Annotated in this window: 14 protein-coding genes; 7 read left to right on the top strand and 7 right to left on the bottom strand. The window is 72.5% G+C overall.

Going from position 1 to position 16,270, the window contains the following annotated elements; translation table 11 throughout:
- Positions 1-2: 2 nt before the first annotated feature.
- The 4 genes from BN6_RS21860 to BN6_RS21875 are packed head-to-tail and all read right to left on the bottom strand — an operon-like array spanning position 3 to position 5,239.
- Positions 3-1,775, bottom strand: coding sequence for a dipeptide ABC transporter ATP-binding protein (locus tag BN6_RS21860; RefSeq protein WP_015101906.1), 1,773 nt, complete (start codon positions 1,773-1,775; stop codon positions 3-5).
- Between the two features lies 1 nt (position 1,776).
- Positions 1,777-2,634, bottom strand: coding sequence for an ABC transporter permease (locus BN6_RS21865; protein ID WP_015101907.1), 858 nt, complete (start codon positions 2,632-2,634; stop codon positions 1,777-1,779).
- Positions 2,631-3,623 (bottom strand): ABC transporter permease, encoded by a 993-nt coding sequence (locus BN6_RS21870; RefSeq protein ID WP_015101908.1) that lies wholly within the window; start codon positions 3,621-3,623, stop codon positions 2,631-2,633. The genes BN6_RS21865 and BN6_RS21870 overlap by 4 nt, the downstream gene beginning before the upstream one ends.
- Before the next feature lie 56 nt (positions 3,624-3,679).
- Positions 3,680-5,239 carry an ABC transporter substrate-binding protein gene (locus tag BN6_RS21875; protein ID WP_015101909.1) on the bottom strand — a complete coding sequence of 520 codons (1,560 nt, stop codon included), beginning with the start codon at positions 5,237-5,239 and terminating at the stop codon, positions 3,680-3,682.
- 206 nt (positions 5,240-5,445) lie between these two features.
- Between BN6_RS21875 and BN6_RS21880 the strand changes: the two genes are divergently transcribed.
- Positions 5,446-5,910: a cupin domain-containing protein gene (locus BN6_RS21880; RefSeq protein ID WP_015101910.1), complete on the top strand. Its 465-nt coding sequence runs from the start codon at positions 5,446-5,448 to the stop codon at positions 5,908-5,910.
- Between the two features lie 102 nt (positions 5,911-6,012).
- Here the strand turns inward: BN6_RS21880 and BN6_RS21885 are convergent, their stop codons facing one another.
- The 3 genes from BN6_RS21885 to BN6_RS21895 all read right to left on the bottom strand — a co-directional run bounded on the left by BN6_RS21885 (position 6,013) and on the right by BN6_RS21895 (position 8,548).
- On the bottom strand, positions 6,013-7,029 hold the full coding sequence (locus BN6_RS21885; RefSeq protein WP_015101911.1) for a LacI family DNA-binding transcriptional regulator: 1,017 nt from the start codon (positions 7,027-7,029) through the stop codon (positions 6,013-6,015).
- A gap of 192 nt (positions 7,030-7,221) precedes the next feature.
- Entirely contained in the window at positions 7,222-7,806 is a 585-nt protein-coding gene (locus BN6_RS21890) for an isochorismatase family protein (RefSeq protein WP_015101912.1), read from the bottom strand.
- Positions 7,807-7,915: 109 nt separating this feature from the next.
- Positions 7,916-8,548, bottom strand: coding sequence for an HAD family hydrolase (locus BN6_RS21895; protein ID WP_015101913.1), 633 nt, complete (start codon positions 8,546-8,548; stop codon positions 7,916-7,918).
- 235 nt (positions 8,549-8,783) lie between these two features.
- On the opposite strand from BN6_RS21895, the gene BN6_RS21900 reads away from it, so the two are divergent.
- The 6 genes from BN6_RS21900 to metX all read left to right on the top strand — a co-directional run bounded on the left by BN6_RS21900 (position 8,784) and on the right by metX (position 16,257).
- Entirely contained in the window at positions 8,784-10,847 is a 2,064-nt protein-coding gene (locus BN6_RS21900) for a M6 family metalloprotease domain-containing protein (RefSeq protein WP_408005248.1), read from the top strand.
- Positions 10,848-11,619: 772 nt separating this feature from the next.
- Positions 11,620-12,369, top strand: a complete 750-nt coding sequence (locus BN6_RS21905) for a YqcI/YcgG family protein (protein WP_231904723.1) — start codon at positions 11,620-11,622, stop codon at positions 12,367-12,369.
- A gap of 55 nt (positions 12,370-12,424) precedes the next feature.
- Positions 12,425-13,246 carry an arginase family protein gene (locus BN6_RS21910; RefSeq protein ID WP_015101917.1) on the top strand — a complete coding sequence of 274 codons (822 nt, stop codon included), beginning with the start codon at positions 12,425-12,427 and terminating at the stop codon, positions 13,244-13,246.
- On the top strand, positions 13,243-14,085 hold the full coding sequence (dapF, locus tag BN6_RS21915) for a diaminopimelate epimerase (RefSeq protein WP_015101918.1): 843 nt from the start codon (positions 13,243-13,245) through the stop codon (positions 14,083-14,085). The genes BN6_RS21910 and dapF overlap by 4 nt, the downstream gene beginning before the upstream one ends.
- Positions 14,072-15,049, top strand: a complete 978-nt coding sequence (gene cysK / locus BN6_RS21920) for a cysteine synthase A (RefSeq protein WP_015101919.1) — start codon at positions 14,072-14,074, stop codon at positions 15,047-15,049. Before dapF ends, cysK begins: the two co-directional genes overlap by 14 nt.
- 50 nt (positions 15,050-15,099) lie before the next feature.
- Positions 15,100-16,257 (top strand): homoserine O-acetyltransferase MetX, encoded by a 1,158-nt coding sequence (metX, locus tag BN6_RS21925; RefSeq protein WP_015101920.1) that lies wholly within the window; start codon positions 15,100-15,102, stop codon positions 16,255-16,257.
- The last annotated feature ends 13 nt before the right edge of the window (positions 16,258-16,270 follow it).

The raw sequence follows: 16,270 nt of genomic DNA on the forward strand, positions 1-16,270 counted from the left end.
GGCTACACGGGCTCGAACGCGTCGGGCACGTCGAGCGTGGCGGCCATGAGCGCCCGCGTGTAGGGGTGCGAGGGCGCCGAGAGCACGGCACCGGTCGCCCCCGACTCCACGACCCGCCCGCCGTTGAGCACGACAACGCTGTCCGCGATGCTGCGCACCACCGCCAGGTTGTGCGTCACGAAGATCATCGACAACCCGTCGTCGAGCAGCGAGCGCAGCAGCTCCACCACGGACGCCTGCACCGACACGTCCAGCGCGGAGGTCACCTCGTCGCAGATGAGCAGCTTCGGCTCGCACACCAGGGCGCGCGCGATGGCGACCCGCTGGCGCTGCCCGCCGGACAGCTCGGCCGGGTAGCGGTCGGCCAGGGCCGAGGGGATCTCGACGCGTTCGAGGGCCTCCCGCACCCGCCGCCGGCCCTCGCCCGCCCCCACGCCGAAGTAGTGGCGCAGCGGCACCAGCAGGCTGCTCTCCACGCTGCGGTGCGGGTTGAGCGAGCCGTAGGGGTTCTGGAAGACGTACTGCACCTCGCGGCGGGTCTCCTTGTCCCGCGCGCCCGCGCCGGCCGGGATCGACCGGCCCTCGAAGGTCAGCACGCCGTCCTGCTCCTCGTGCAGGCCCACCAGGCAGCGCGACAGCGTGGTCTTGCCGCTGCCCGACTCGCCGACCAGCGCCAGGCACCGGCCCCGGGCCAGGCCGAACGACACGTCGAACAGGATCTGCCGGCCGCCGTAGCCGGCGTCGAGCCCGGCGACGGCGAACACGTCCTGTTCCCCGGAGTCGACGGCGTGCGGCTCGTGCGGCGGCGGTGGGACGCGGGGTGTCCGCGCCACCTCCTCCGTGCGCAGGCACCGCGCCAGCGTGCCCGTGGGTCCGGGCACGAGTTCGGGCCGGGTCGTGGCGCACGCGGCTGCGACGTGCCCGCACCTCGGCGCGAACACGCACCCCGTGCGTTCCTCGCCGGCGTTCGGCGCGCGTCCCGGGATCGGCACGAGCCGGTGCCGGTGGGTGGCGGACGGGACGGAACCCAGCAGGGCGCGCGTGTAGGGGTGGGCGGCGCGGACGAGCACGTCCCGGTCGGTGCCGCTCTCGACCACCTCACCGCCGTACATGACGGTGACGTGGTCGGCGACGTCGGCGACCACGGCGAGGTCGTGCGACACGTAGATCGCCGCCATGTCGTGCTCCCGGCACAGGTCGCGCACCATCTCCAGCACGCGGGCCTGGGTGGAGACGTCCAGCCCGGTGGTCGGCTCGTCGAGCACGATCAGCCGGGGCCCGGCCGCGACCGCCATCGCGATGGCGACCCGCTGCTGCTGACCGCCGGAGAGCTGTCGGGGCCGGCGCTTGAGGAACGCGTCGTCGCCCGGCAGTCCCACCGCCTCCAGCAGCGGCCGCACCCGCGCCAGCGCCTCCCGCCGGGGCGCGAGCACCCCTTCGGTGAGCTGGGTCGCCAGGCTCAGACCCGGGTTGAGCGCGGTCGCCGGGTCCTGCGGGACGTAGGCGACCCGGCTGCCCCGCGCGCGGCGCAACTCGGCCGCCGGCAACGAGAGCAGGTCGACGCCGTCGACCACCACCCGGCCGCCGGTGATCCGCGCGCCCCGGCGGGCGTACCCGAGCAGGGCGAGCGCGAGCGTGCTCTTGCCGGAGCCCGACTCGCCGACCACGCCCAGCACCTCGCCCCGGCCGAGCTCGAACCCGATGTCCTCCACGATCGGCCGGCCGGTGGCGGCCACCACGACCGTGACACCGGAGACCTGGACCTCTGCGGCCACCTCAGTCCTTCCCTTCCGTGCGACCGACCGCCCGCGCGACGGACTCGGCGACCAGGTTGCCCCCGAGCGCCATCATCAGGATCAGCGCGATGGGCGCCAGGACCGGCAGGGGCGCGATGGGCAGCCCGTCCTGGTTCTCGCCGACCATCAGGCCCCAGTCGGCCGCCGGCGGCGCGATGCCGAACCCGAGGTAGCTCAGCGACGCGATCGCCGAGACCGCCCAGACCAGCCGCATGCCGGCCTCCACCATCAGCGGCGAGGTCACGCCGGGCAGCACCTCGCGGAGCAGGATCCGCGCCGGCGGCAGCCCGTTCGCCCTGGCCCACAGCACGTACTCGCTGCCGATCACCGGCAGCGCCGCTCCGCGCAGCACCCGGGAGACACCAGGGACGAACGCCACGCCGACGAGCACGGCGGTCAACACCGTGCCGCGCCCGAGCATCGACACGAACAGCAGCACGAAGATGATCTCGGGGAAGCTCAGCAGCACGTCCATGGCGCGCATGAGCACCGTGTCGACCGCTCCGCCGAGGTAAGCGGCGGTGAGGCCGACCAGTCCGCCGAGCAGGACGCCGAGCACGGCGGCCAGGATCGCCATCCAGGTCAGGTCGACGCCGCCGTGCAGCAGCCGGCTGAGCACGTCGCGGCCGAGGATGTCGGTGCCCAGCGGGAACTCCGCGCTCGGACCGGCCAACGGCTGCCCCACGATCGCGTCCGGCGCGCGCGGGGCCAGGAACGGCCCGAGGACGACCAGCAGGCCGACCACCGCGAGCAGCGCCAGCCCGAGCCGGGCCTGGCCGGTGCGCACGGCGCGGCCCAGCACCGAACGGCCGGGAGTGCGCTCGACGGTCGCCGTCATCGCGACCTCCCCACGACCGCGAACACGTCCGCGAGGAGGTTGAACAGGTAGTACGCCGTCGCCAGGATCAGGATGCACGCCTGCATGACGGGCAGGTCGTGCGAGTTCACCGCGCCGACCACCGCCGTCCCGAGACCGGGGTAGGAGTAGACGTACTCCACCACGACGACGCCGGTGATCGTGACGGCCGCGACCAGGCCGGCCGCCGGGAGGCTCGCCGCGACGGCGTTGGGCAGGGCGTGCCGGAACAGGATCCGCCGGCCGGTGAGCCCCTTCAGCGTCGCCATCTGGACGTACTCGCTGTTCATGGCGTCGATGAACGAGGCGCGGACCAGGCGCCCCAGGTACATGACGCCCATCAGGGTCAGGGTGGTGATCGGCAGGACCAGTTCCGCCGGGTACCACCAGGGCAGGTCGCCGGGCGGGATGGTCGAGACGCCCGGCAGCACCCCGAGGACCGAGGTGGCGAAGAAGGCGATCAGCAGCATCCCGACCACGAACGCGGGGAGCGCGGTGAACAGCGAGGACACCGCGACGAAAGCCTTGTCCAGCGCGCTGTCCCGGCGGTGCGCGGTGAAGACGCCGACGACCACGGACAGCGGCAGGATCAGCAGCAGGGAGGCGAACCCCAGGGTGAAGGAGTTGAACACCCGCGGCCCGACCAGGTCCGCCACGGGTTCGCCGTTCTCCAGCGACGTCCCCATCTGCCCGGTGAGCATCCCGGAGAGCCAGTTCCAGTACTGCGCGGGCAGCGAGGCGTCCAGCCCGAGTTGCCGGCGCAGCGCGGCGACCTGGTCGGCGGTCGCGTCCTTGCCGAGGATGATCCGGGCGACGTCGCCCGGCAGCGCCTGCGTGACCAGGAAGAGCAGCAGCGACACCAGGACCAGCACGAGCACGCCGAGCGCGAGCCGGTGCGCCAGCCACCGGGCGGTCGTGCGCGGCGGTGGGCCGGGGTGGGGAACGCGTGTCCGCGTCGTCGGTGAGGACATGACAACCTTCGTTCGCGTGCGGGGAGGGCCGGACGCCCTTCGCGCGGGGGTGGGGTTCAGCTGCCGACCGTCACGTTGGTGAGGAAGGACAGCGGACGGCCGCTGACGTCGGTCACCAGACCGCGGACGGTGCTGCGGTAGGGCATCAGCACGTTGACGAACGCGGGCGTGATCATCGACCCCTGCTCGTTCTCGATGCGGTGCATCCGGTTCATGATCGAGCACTGCTCCTGGCCGGTGGCCTGGAAGAGCTCGTCGGCCAGTGCGACGAACCCGGGGTTGTCCCAGTGCGTCGCGTTGCCGACCCGGCCGGGCAGCAGCGTCCCGATCACGGTCGGCAGGTACGGGGTGGGGTTGAAGTCGATGAACACCGGCCACTGGCCCCACTTCGACAGGAACTCCGGCACGGTGACCACCTTGACCTCGACCCGCACGCCCGCCTTGGCGGCGTTCTCGGCGAACACCTGGGCCAGTTCCTGCATCCCGGGCAGCAGCCCGTCGGTCGCGATGGCGAACGACAACGTGCTCTGGCCGGCTTCGGCGAGCAGCGCCCTGGCCCGCTCGACGTCCTGCCTGCGCTGGGGGATCTCCGGCGACGGGCACTGCGGCGTGCCGGCCTCGTGGTCGTTGGCCACCCGCGCGTAGCCGCCGAAAGCGTTGGACACCACCTGGTCCCGGTCGACGAGCAGGCGCAGCGCCTGGCGCACCCGGGGGTCGTCGAACGGCGCGACCGCGGTGTTGAGGCCGATCCGCAGGGTGTAGTCGCCCTTGCTGTCGAGCAGCTCGATGTCGTCCTTGTCCCCCAACGACTTCGCGATGGTCGGGGTGGCGCCGGAGGCGATGTCGACCTGGTTGGACAGCAGGGCGTTGGCCTGCGCCTGCTGGCTCGGGAACTCGGTGATGTCGACCGCGGCGACCTTGGGCTTGTCGCCCCAGTAGTCGGCGAACCGGGCGAGCGTCGACTGCCGCCCGGCGGTGAAGGTCCGCACCGAGAACGGTCCGGTGCCGATCGGCGCGGCGGGCACCGACCCCGCCTTGGTCATCGGCAGCAGGATGTTCGCCCAGATCTCCTTGAAGGGCCCGAAGGGCTTGCTCAAGCCGACCTCGACGGTGGTCGGGTCGACCGCCTCGACGGCGGCCGGGTCGATCCGCTCGATGAACGCCAGCCCCTGCGCGGCGTGCTCGGGGTCGCGCAGGTACTTGATGCTGGCCACGACGTCGGCGGAGGTGAAGTCGCTGCCGTCGCTGAACTTCACGCCGGGGCGCAGCTTGACCGTCCACCGCGTCAGGTCGGCGTTCGGGGTCATCTCGGTGGCCAGCGCCCACTCGACCTTGCCCTCGGGGCTCAGCCGGGTCAACCCCTCGTAGAGCAGCGCGCTGCGCAGCTGCTGGGTCGGACTCTGGTTGCTCGCATAGGGGTTGAGCGTCTCGCCGACGTCGGTGGCGGCGGCGATGCGCAGCGTGCCGCCGTCGCCGTCGCCGGCGCCGGACCGCGCCGGCGGCGCGCACCCCGCGAGCGCGGCGGCGACGAGCACGGCGGTGGCGGCGACCAGCCGGGAGGGGCGGCGGCCGCCCGGCACGGCGGGGAACGCGGGGCGTGGGGGTCTGCGCGACACTGGGCGGCTCCGGTCTCGGTGGCGGGCGAGGGCCAGTTCTAAGCGCTTAGATCACGCTCCGACGGATGGCCCGGAATGAACTGGGCCACACAGTACGTCCGCCACCGATGGCAGGGAAGGGGACTTGAGTGACTTTTCTAATCGATTAGAGCCTTGCTAGCGTCGTGGTCGAACCCCCAGCCAGCCACCCCGGAGGACGAACGACGATGACCAGCCCGTACGAGCGCCTGTTCGTGAGGAAGATGCCGAACTGCCTGGCCGACCTCGTCAACGAAGGGGACGGCAGCGGCATCCCGGACCCGGACAACGTGGGCGAGGCGCTCGCCCTGATGCGCTCGCAGGAGGTCCCGGAGAGCAAGGTCCACCTGACCTACACGTGGATCAACCCGTGCGACGAGCCGGTGCAGTGGGTCAAGGAGCACGTGCACGACTACGACGAGGTCCTGATCTGGCACGGCAACGACCCGGAGAACGTCGACGACCTCGGGGCCGAGATCTACTTCGACATCGAGGGCATCCGGCACACGGTCACCACCAGCGGCTCGGTCTACATCCCGGCGGGCGTGCGGCACTGCCCGCTCGGCTTCACCCGGGTCGACCGCCCGTTCCGCTTCAGCGCGCTGTCGCTGAGCCCGAACTACGGGTCCGACGAGCACACGCCCAAGCCGTAGGGCGTGCCCGGTCGCGCCGGCCCCCCGCCCGCCCTCGGCGGGGCCGGCGCGCCCACGTCAGCCGCCTGGTGCGCCCACGTCAGCCGGTCCGGTGCGACCACGTCAGCCGGCCCGGTGCGGGCACCCGCACGTCACGCCGATGCTCAGCGCGCCGTCCAGCACCACCGGCACGCCGGGGTTCCCGCCCTCGTAGAAGGTCTCGTCCAGCGCGTCGAACGCGCGGACCGCGAACTGCTCGAACGGGAGGCTGACGGTGGTCAGCGGGAAGCTGCCGAGCCGGGCCTCCCGGACGCCGTCGAAGCCCACCACCGCGAGGTCGTCGGGCACCCGCAACCCCAGGCTCGTCGCCGTGCGGATGGTGACCAGCGCCTGCTCGTCGGTCGTCGCGTAGATCGCGCGGGGCCGGTCGGCGCTCTCGATCACCTGCCGCACCACCCGGCCCGCCTCGACCCGGTCGAACGGGGCCCGGACCAGCCGGTCCCGGGTGGACAGCCCGGCATCGCGCATCGCCTGCCGCCAACCACCTTCACGGCCGACCGCCGGACCTTCCCCGATCTCGCCGGCAACGCACACCACGTCTTCGTAGCCGTGGTCGAGCAGGTGCCGCACGACGAGTTCCGCGCCTTGGAAGTCGTTGAAGGTCACGCTCGGCGAACTCGTGTCGGGCGCGGCCCACTGCAGGTAGACGCGCGGTGTCTCGTCGTTCTGGCGGGGGCGCTCGCCGGTGGTCACGAAGATCCCGCGCGGGCGCAGCTCCGAGAACGCCTCGCCGTACTCCTCGCCGAGCGACGAGCCGTAACCGGTGTTGCCCAGCAGCGTGAGCAGCCCCCGGCGACGCCCCTCCGCCTCGACGCAGCGCGACAACTCGCCGTAGAAGGCGTTCGCGGTGTCGGGCACCAGCAGGCCGATCAGGTTGGACCGGCCGCCGCTGAGCGCCCCGGCCAGCGGGTTGCGCCGGTAGCCGAGCATCCGGATGGCTTCCTCGACCTTGATCCGGGTCTTGTCCGAGACCGGCCGGGGGCCGCCGTTGAGCACGTAGCTGACGACCGCCGTCGACGTCCCGGCGAGCCGGCCGACGTCGAGGAGGGTGGGCCGACGCGACGCCTTCTTGGCTCCCACGCTGCCGCTCCCCCGTCACGTCCCGCGGCCACCCCGGCGTAGGCGTCCCGCCGCCCGTGACGTGGCCACGCCACTACTTTAGAGCACACCGGCCCGCCCCCGCCCCGACCGCCGCCGCCTCCACTGTGGACCACCGAACCGAGGATCCACCGGACCGGGACCACCGGACTGGGGACCACCGGCACCAGCGCGTCAGGCCGGGATGAGTCCGGCGACGATCGGTTGGAGCTTGCGCCCCGCGGGCGAGCCCCAGTGCCGGGCGAGCGTCGTCAGGATCAGGTTGGTGGTGGTGATCCCCGCGCCCGCCGCCGCCATCCGGCGCACGGCGATGTCGTCGGCCTGCCAGGTGGTCGAACCGCCGGCGTCCGCGACGACCTCCACCCGGTAGCCCGCCTCCAGCGCCGTCACGGTGGGGTGCACGGTGCAGACGTCGTTGGTCACCCCGGCGACGATCAGGTCCCGCCGCCCGGTCGCCTCGACCGCCGCCGCGAAGTCGGGGTCCTCCATGGCGTCGACCGCTCCCGAGCGCCGGACGCGGGCGGCGTACTCCTCGGGCGCGACCTCCCGGAACTCCTCCGCCAACGGGCCCTGGACCTCCTCCTCCAGCGACGTGGTCAGCACCAGCGGCAGGTCGAGCGCCTTGGCGGCCTTGGCCAGGGCCAACGCGTTGCGCTTGAGCCGCGCCGGATCCGTCGAGCGGACCCAGCCCATCGTGCCGACCTGGTGGTCGATGAGCACGACCGCGCTGCTCTCGGGCGTGAACAACCGGACAGCCATGGCTCCCCCTTCACTCGGTGACCACTCCACGCTACGACCACGGCCCCGCTCGCCGCACCGGCCGCTGACCTGCAATCCCTTGCGCGGCCCCGATTCCAGGACAGTGCGGTCAGCTCTTGGTCGGCGCGGACAGCGCGTCGAACCAGGAAGCCTCCGGGGTCTGCGGCGGCGCGCGGTGCAGGTGGACGGCCTCGATGCCCGCCGCACGGGCGGCCGTGAGGTCGGCGCGCGTACCACCGACGAACCCGCACGACCCGGCCGGGAACGCGCGCTCGCGCACCGCCAGCGTGATCAGGTCCGGGGCCGGCGGCAGCACGGCGGGGTCCGGCCCGGCCCGGCCGACGACGTGCCGCACGTGTTCGGCCAGCCCGTGCAGCACCAGGAACGCCCGCACGACCTCGGCGTCCAGCGCGGTCACCACGGTGATCTGGGTGCCCGCCGCGACGAGCGCGGCCAACGCCTCGCGGACGCCGGGCACGAGCCGGGCGACGGCCACGAGTTCGTGCTCCATCCGGCACAGGTGCGCGTAGACCGCCCGCGCGGTCGCCGGGCCGATCGTCGCCGCGTGGGCCAGGACGACGTACAGGTCATCGGTCCGCGCCACCTCGCGCGGCAGCCCGCCGTCCTCGATGAGCACCCGCAACCGGTCCGCGAACCCCTGCGCGGCCGGCAGTCCGACGATCGGCCCGTCGAACGACACCAGCACGTGATCCCGTTCCGCCAACAACTTCTCCGCCCCCACCGCGCCCCCTCCGCCGGTACCCGGCGACCAGCATGCCGTCCCGCCCGCCTCCTGTCAGCCGTCACGGGAAGTCACCGCCGAGCTGACGCGACGTGGGCGGCGAATGCCGTCAACTGACAACGGGTTCGCGAGCCGTACCGGGCGATTGACGGCCGTTAGCGTGTGTGGATCACACCTCGGAGGTGGCATGTATCACACACGGGTTCGTCGTAGGCACAGGCGCACTGTGCTCGTGGTGGCCGCGCTGTTCTCGGTCGCCGCGCTGACCGCGGGCAACGCCGGCGCGCTCGCCGCCCCTCCCGACGGGCCGGAACACCCCTGGCAGTACGACCACTGGCCGCAGCAGCAGCCGTGGCAGCAGACCCGGGACACCGCGCGGGTGGCGGCGCAGGCCGGCTTCCCCGGTCCCGTCGACCCGCAGAACTGGGTCAACCCGGACCACATGACGTGGGAGCGCGACTACCGGAAGGTCCCCGGCACGAACTGGGCCGACCCGTCGGTCAAGGGCTCGGTCCGGACGTTCAAGGGCGCGCTGGTGCTGCTGGACTACCCGAACCAGCCGTTCGTGGTGACCCAGCCGAAGGCGTCCACGGTGTTCGGCAACCCCAGCGCCGAGGCCCACGACATCCCGCGCGACGGGGTCGCGCAGTTCTACCGCGACTTCCTCAACAAGCCCGGCGCGCTCAACCGCGGCCACACCGTGCACGAGTACTGGATGGAGGACTCGGGCGGGCGCTACGGCGTCGACCTGGCCTCGTTCGGCCCGTACACCATGCCGGGCAAGGACCACGAGTACGCGATGGAGTTCCAGTCCGCCGCCGACTGCCCGGCCGGCGACCGGTGCGACCGCGACATCCGCACCGACGGCCGCGCCGCCTGGGTGGCCGACGTCGGGGCCCAGGTCCCCGCCGGGTTCGACTTCGTCTACTTCCTGTCCGCGGGCCAGGACGAGTCGGGCACCTGGCAGGAGTTCGGGATGATGAAGTTCCCGACCAAGCAGGACGTGCCGGACGCGTTCGGCCCGCCCGACCCGGCCCTGCCGAACTCCTCCAGCACCCGTTACGTGGACTGGACGTCGTGGGCGGCGGGCTCCAGCATCTGGCCCAACGCCGGCGGCGGGTCCTCGACCCAGGCCGAGAGCTCGGGCCAGGGCGTGTACGCGCACGAGCTGAGCCACCTGCTGGGCATCGGCGACAACTACAACAACCCGTACGGCAACCCGCCGCGCCGCGCGTACACCGGGATCTGGGACATGCTCTCCCGAGGCTCGTTCAACGGCCCCGGCGGGCCGCACTCGCGCTGGGTCATCCCGGCGACGGCGGGCGCGTCGATGGGCGCGCAGCACGTGCTGCGCAACAAGATCAAGCTCGGCATCGTGGACGAGCGCAACGTGCTCCGGCTGTCCCGCGAGGCGCTCGACGAGTCCGGCCTGGTGGTCGCCAAGGTCACCGCGCGGACCGTCCAGGCCGGGTCGACGGGGCTCTCCGGGGTCAACGTCGCGCTGGGCACCGGCGACCTGTCCCCCGCCTGCGACATCCGGACCGACCCGCTGTGCGACGGCGGCGGCTACCAGAACTACACGGTCGAGGTCGTGGACCGGATGGGCTCGGACTCGTTCACGCCGGACGCGGGCGTGCTGCTGGCCAAGACCAAGAACGAGGACCGCGCGCCGTTCGCGTGGGTGGTCGACGCCAACCCGCAGGACATCGGCATGACCGACTACGTGCTGCCGGACGGGCGCAAGGTGCCGATCACGGTCGGCGACTACCGGCAGCTGTCGGACGCGCTGTTCCACGCCGGCACCGACTCGGGCAGCGAGTACGAGTACGTCGACCAGGCCAACCGGCTGCACTTCTACGTGCTCGACGTCAAGCGCGACGGCCAGGGCGTGCTGTCCTACACCGTCGCGATCCGGTCGCTGGACGGCGCGGGCCCGCAGAAGCGGGGCGTGCGGGTCCTGCCGACCGCCGGCCGCACCGGCCGGGACGGCGTGGCGACCTGCGAGTTCCCGCTGTTCAACACCGGGCGCGGGGCGACCCCGGCCGGGGAGCACCCGGAGGACGTCGCCCAGTACCTCGACGGCGACGTCTACCGCGTCTCGGCCCAGGCGCACGGCAGGGGCTGGTCGGTCTCGGTGCCCAACGCGCTGGCGTCGGCCAAGGCCGGCCGGCAGGTCCAGGTGCCGGTGCACGTGAAGCGGGACGGCGGGCCGCTGCTGACCAAGGTGACCCTGAAGGCCACCTCGGAGAGCGACCCGACCAAGACGGCGACCGCCACCTGCCTGGTGCTCGGCCACTGACCGGCCAGTCCTTCGGGTAGCCGCAGTCCCGCCCGGCGCGGGTCGAGCGGCGTCACCGGGAACACCGCACGCGGTCCCCGGTCGACCTTCCGCCGCACGGGGGCGCGAAGATCGACCGGGGACCGCGTTGTTCCGCGCGGGTCGGCGACCGCGTCCGATATCGCCGCGGATTCACCGTTGACACAACATCACCCGATTCCCGGAGCCCGCGTTCCGCAGAGCGTCACGGCGGCGGTGACGATTCAACCGAACGGGTTCGGACCGGACGTTCCCGGCACCGGCGGCCCGGTCGCGGGTATGCGATCCGCACCGCCCGCCCGTTTCGCCGGGTCCGACGGCAGAAACTTCCGGACCGGGCCACCCTTTCGCGCATAGCCGAATTCCAACCGGATTGGGATGACGGCCAATGCGCCGGACCGGCCCACCGCGCGCCCGGCGGTTATGCCACGCGGTTGACATCCCGTTGTACCCGGTCGTAGCTTCTGGGTGCTGAAGCGCGGAGGTCCCGCCGCGATTGTCGGGAGTAGTGGATGTCCTTTCGTTTTTGCCAGACCGTGATCACCTGATCTTTCCCGGCCGGCTCGCGCAGACCTGTTCGGGCTGCGCGGAAACCGTCCGCTTCATCGCCTCCGCCGCGGTGCGCACGGCATCCGCGCACGTCTTCGCAGTGGCAGCGGGATTCCTTCGAGGATTCCCGCAGCGCTGGTGCGCGCCGTGCCGACCGCGTCGGACCGAACGAAAGCCCGCCCTGTGCTGACGGATGGAAGCCTCAGTGATCAAGACGAATGAGCACGCCAAACTGATCTCCCAGGCGCGTGTCGGCGACGACGCGAGCGGGTGGTCCCGCACCGCTTTCGGCGAGATCGCGGACCGGCTCACCGAACCGGATTTCCCCTGTGTTTTCTCGAAGAACGCCTTCCGGAAGCAGATCGTCCAGTTCCTGTTCGTGCCGGATGCCGGCAGCGACGGGATCCGGCACCTGGCCGACGGGCTGCTGGAGTACGTCGAGCTGTCCCGCCGCTGGGACGGCCGGCTCGATTCGGCCAGTCCGCTGGTCGTGGTTTTCGGGCCGGCCGCGGTGAATGCGCGGTCGGTGGCCGACTACCACGCTTTCGGCTGGCAGGTGCTCTCCGCGCTGCACGACCTCGACCCGGCCGGGTGGCCGGAGGGGATCGGCACCGATCCCGATTCCGAGGGCTGGTCCATGTGCTTCGACGGCATGCCGCTGTTCGTCAACATGAGCAACCCGGCGCACCGGGTCCGCCGCAGCCGCAACCTCGGCGGGCACTTCGCGCTGGTGGTCAACCCGCGTGAGCGGTTCGACGTCTTCGCCGGCGACACGCCCAGCGGCCGGCGGGTCCGGGCGAACATCCGCGAGCGGGTCGAGCGCTACGACGGCACGCCGCACTCGTGGCAGCTCGGTTCCTACGCGGACGGCGAGCTCGAGTGGCGGCAGTACGGGCTGATCGAGGAGAACGCCGAGCGCACCGACCGGTGCCCGTTCACGTTCCGCCGCGCCTGACGTCGACTCGGCGGTGGAACGGACAGTCGGTGCAACAGACAGGGAGTGCTGGTCGATGATTGATCTTGTTGTGTCCCAGGGCCGGGTGGCCGACCGGGCGGCGCGGATGATCGAGGGCGCGGCGCGCACCGCGCGGGCCCTGGAGGACCGCTACGGCGTCAAGGGCGAGTTCATCGGGGAGCCCGCGCCGGCGGTCGTGGACGACTGGACCCAGAGCCTGCCCCAGGCGCAGGACACGCTGGTCGGGCTGCGGCGGGCGGTGGAGGCCAGCTTCCGGGCCGGGAACGTGCCGGTGATGGTCGCCAACACCTGCTCGGCGAGCCTGGCCACGCTGCCGGTCGTGGCCCGGGAGCACCCGGACGCCGTGGTGCTCTACATCGACGCGCACGGCGACTTCAACACCCCGCAGACCACGGACTCCGGCTACCTGGGCGGCATGGTGCTGTCGGCCGCGTGCGGGCTCTGGGACAGCGGGCACGGTTCCGGGCTGCGGCCCGAGCGGGCCGTGCTGGTCGGGACCCGCGACGTCGACGCCGCCGAGCGCGAGCTGCTGGACCGGGCCGGGGTCCGGGTCATCCCGCCCGAGGAGGCGTCCGCGGCCAACGTCCTGGCGGCCGTCGGCGACGCCCGGGTGTGGGTGCACATCGACTGGGACGTGCTGGACCCGGCGTACCTGCCCGCCGACTACGTCGTGCCGGACGGGATGTCGCCCGCCCAGATCCGGGCGATCTTCGCGGCCATCCCGCCGGAGCGGCTGGTCGGCGTCGAGGTGGCGGAGTTCAACGCGCCGCTGGACGACCAGGCCGCCGCCGAGGGGGTCGCCACCATCCTGGACATGCTCGCGCCCGTCTTCGAGGCGCGGGCGGGCGCCCGGTGACCTCCCTGCCGTTCAGCAAGATGCACGGTGCCGGCAACGACTTCGTCGTGCTCGACCTGCGCGACGCGGCCGACCCCTCGCCGGAGCTGTGCCGCGCGCTGGCGGACCGGCACACCGGGGTCGGCTGCGACCTGGTCCTGGGCGTCGCGCCCCCGCGCACCGCGGACGCCGTCGCGTCCTACCGGATCTGGACCGCCGACGGCTCCCCCTCCCCGCAGTGCGGCAACGGGGCCCGGTGCGTCGCGGCCTGGGTGGTGCGCGCCGGGCTGGCACCGGGCACCGGCTTCGTGCTCGACAGCCCGGCCGGCACCCACCAGGTGGACGTGCTGGACGACGGCGGGTTCCGGGTCGTGCTGGCGGTGCCGCGGTTCGCACCCGACGACGTCCCGCTGACCGGCTTCGACGCCGAGCAGGACCGGTACGAGGCCGAGGTGGGCGGGAGGAGGCTGAGCTTCGCCGCCGCGTCGGTCGGCAACCCGCACGCCGTGATCGAGGTCGACGACGTCGGTACCGCACCCGTCGCCGACGTCGGCCCGGCCCTGCAGGGCTCGGGTCTGTTCCCGCCGACGGTCAACGTCGGCTTCGTCGAGGTCGTCTCCCCGGAGCGGATCCGCCTGCGCGTGTTCGAGTACGGCGCGGGCGAGACCCTGGCCTGCGGCAGCGGCGCGTGCGCCGCGGCCGCCGTGCTGATCCGGCAGGGGCGCGTCAAGCGCGACCTCGTCGTCTCCCTCCCGGGCGGTGACCTCCACGTCGAGTGGCCCGACCCGTCCGCACCGATCGCCCTGGCCGGCCCGGCCGTCTTCTCCTTCGAAGGACAGTTCCCCCATGCCGCTCTATGACAGCATCCTCGACACCATCGGCCGCACGCCCATCGTCCGGCTCAACCGGCTCTCCCCCGGCCACGCCACGGTCTACGTCAAGGTCGAGTCGTTCAACCCGGGCGGCTCGGTCAAGGACCGGCTGGCGCTGGCCGTCATCCTCGACGCCGAGGAGAAGGGGCTGCTCAAGCCCGGCGACACGATCGCCGAGTGCACCTCCGGCAACGTCGGCATCGCGCTGGCGATGGTCGCCGCCGCCCGCGGCTACAAGTTCGTGGCGCTGATGGGCGACACGTACTCGGTGGAGCGGCGCAAGCTGATCCGCGCGTACGGCGGCAAGGTCATCCTGTTCCCCGGCAGCGAGGGCAGCGCGGGCGGCAACCGCCGGGCGGACGAGCTGGCCGAGAAGTACGGCTGGTTCCGCGCCAACCAGTTCGACAACCAGGCCAACCCCGCCTACCACCGGGAGACCACCGCGGCGGAGATCCTCGCCGACTTCGCGGGCAAGCGGCTGGACTACTTCGTCACCGGCTTCGGCACCACCGGCACGCTCACCGGCGTGGGCCAGATGCTCAAGCTCGCCCGGCCCGGGGTGCGCGTCATCGCCACCGAACCGGAGAACGCCGCGGTGCTGTCCGGCAAGGAGTGGAGCGTCCACAAGATCCAGGGCTGGTCGCCCAACTTCGTGCCCAGCCTGCTGGACCGGACCGTCATCGACGAGCTGATCACCGTCAACGAGGACGAGGGGCGCGACATCGCGCGCCGGCTGGCCGTCGAGGAGGGCATCTTCGCGGGCATCTCCGCCGGCGCCACGCTCGCCACGGCGTTGCGCGTGGCCGAGACCGCGCCGGAGGGCTCCGTGCTGCTGGCGATGCTGCCCGACACCGGCGAGCGCTACCTGTCCACGTTCCTGTTCGACGGGGTGAGCGAGGAGTCCGACGACGAGTGGCTGGCGTCGCTGGAGCCGGCCCCGCGCGACACCTGATCGGACACCCCCACCCCGAGCGGGCACCCGAGCGGAACAGGAGCAGGCGCATGGCAGAGTTCGTCCCCCCGGCAACGCGCTTCGTCGACCTGCCCGCGCCCTTCCGGATGAGGCGCGGCGGCGTGCTGCACGGCGCGCGCATCGGCTACGAGACGGTCGGCGAGCTGAACCCGGCCGGTGACAACGCGGTGCTGATCCTCACCGGGCTCTCGCCCAGCGCGCACGTCGCCGCGCACCCGGACAACCCCGCCCCCGGCTGGTGGGAGGCGATGGTGGGGCCGGGCAAACCGGTCGACACCAACCGCTGGCACGTCGTCTGCGTCAACTCGCTGGGCAGCTGCATGGGCTCGACCGGGCCGCCGTCGCCGGACCCGGCCACCGGCGAGCCCTACCGGCTGCGGTTCCCCGACCTGTCCGTGGAGGACATCGCGGACGCGGCGGCCGCGGCGGTGCGCGCGCTGGGCTACGAACGGCTGGCGTGCGTCATCGGCGCGTCCATGGGCGGCATGAGCGCGCTGGCGTTGTTGACCCGGCACCCCGAGCTGACCCGCAACCACGTCAACATCTCCTCGGCGGTCCACTCGCTGCCGTTCTCCATCGCCGTGCGCTCCCTCCAGCGCGAGGCCATCCACACCGACCCGCGCTGGGACCTGGGCCGCTACGACGAGGAGAGCTACCCGGACCGCGGCATGCTCATGGCCCGCAAGCTGGGCATGATGACCTACCGGTCGGCCGACGAGTGGGACACCCGGTTCGGGCGGACGCGCGTGGCCCCAGAACGGGGCCCAGAACCGAGTTCAGCGCCGGGCTTCGAACCGGGCCCGGAACCGGCCACCGCGCCGTTCGGCGCCGAGTTCGAGGTGGAGCGCTACCTGGAGTGCCACGCCCAGCGCTTCACCCGCCGGTTCGACCCGAACAGCTACCTCTACCTCAGCCGCAGCATGGACTGGTTCGACCTCGGCGAGTCGTGCGGCGGCACCGCCGAGGAGGCGCTCGCCGCGCTGCGCCTGGACAAGGCCCTGGTGATCGGCGTGCAGACCGACCTGCTGTTCCCGCTGCGCCAGCAGCGCCAGATCGTCGAGGGGCTCAGCGCCGGCAGCGCCGACGTCGGGTTCCTGGCGCTGGAATCGCCGCAGGGTCACGACGCCTTCCTGGTCGACACCGCGCGCTTCGGACCGCCGGTGTCGAAGTTCCTGTTCGAGCTGTGACCACCCCCGGAAC

It is taken from the genome of Saccharothrix espanaensis DSM 44229 (assembly GCF_000328705.1).
In the GTDB taxonomy this organism is placed as follows: domain Bacteria; phylum Actinomycetota; class Actinomycetes; order Mycobacteriales; family Pseudonocardiaceae; genus Actinosynnema; species Actinosynnema espanaense.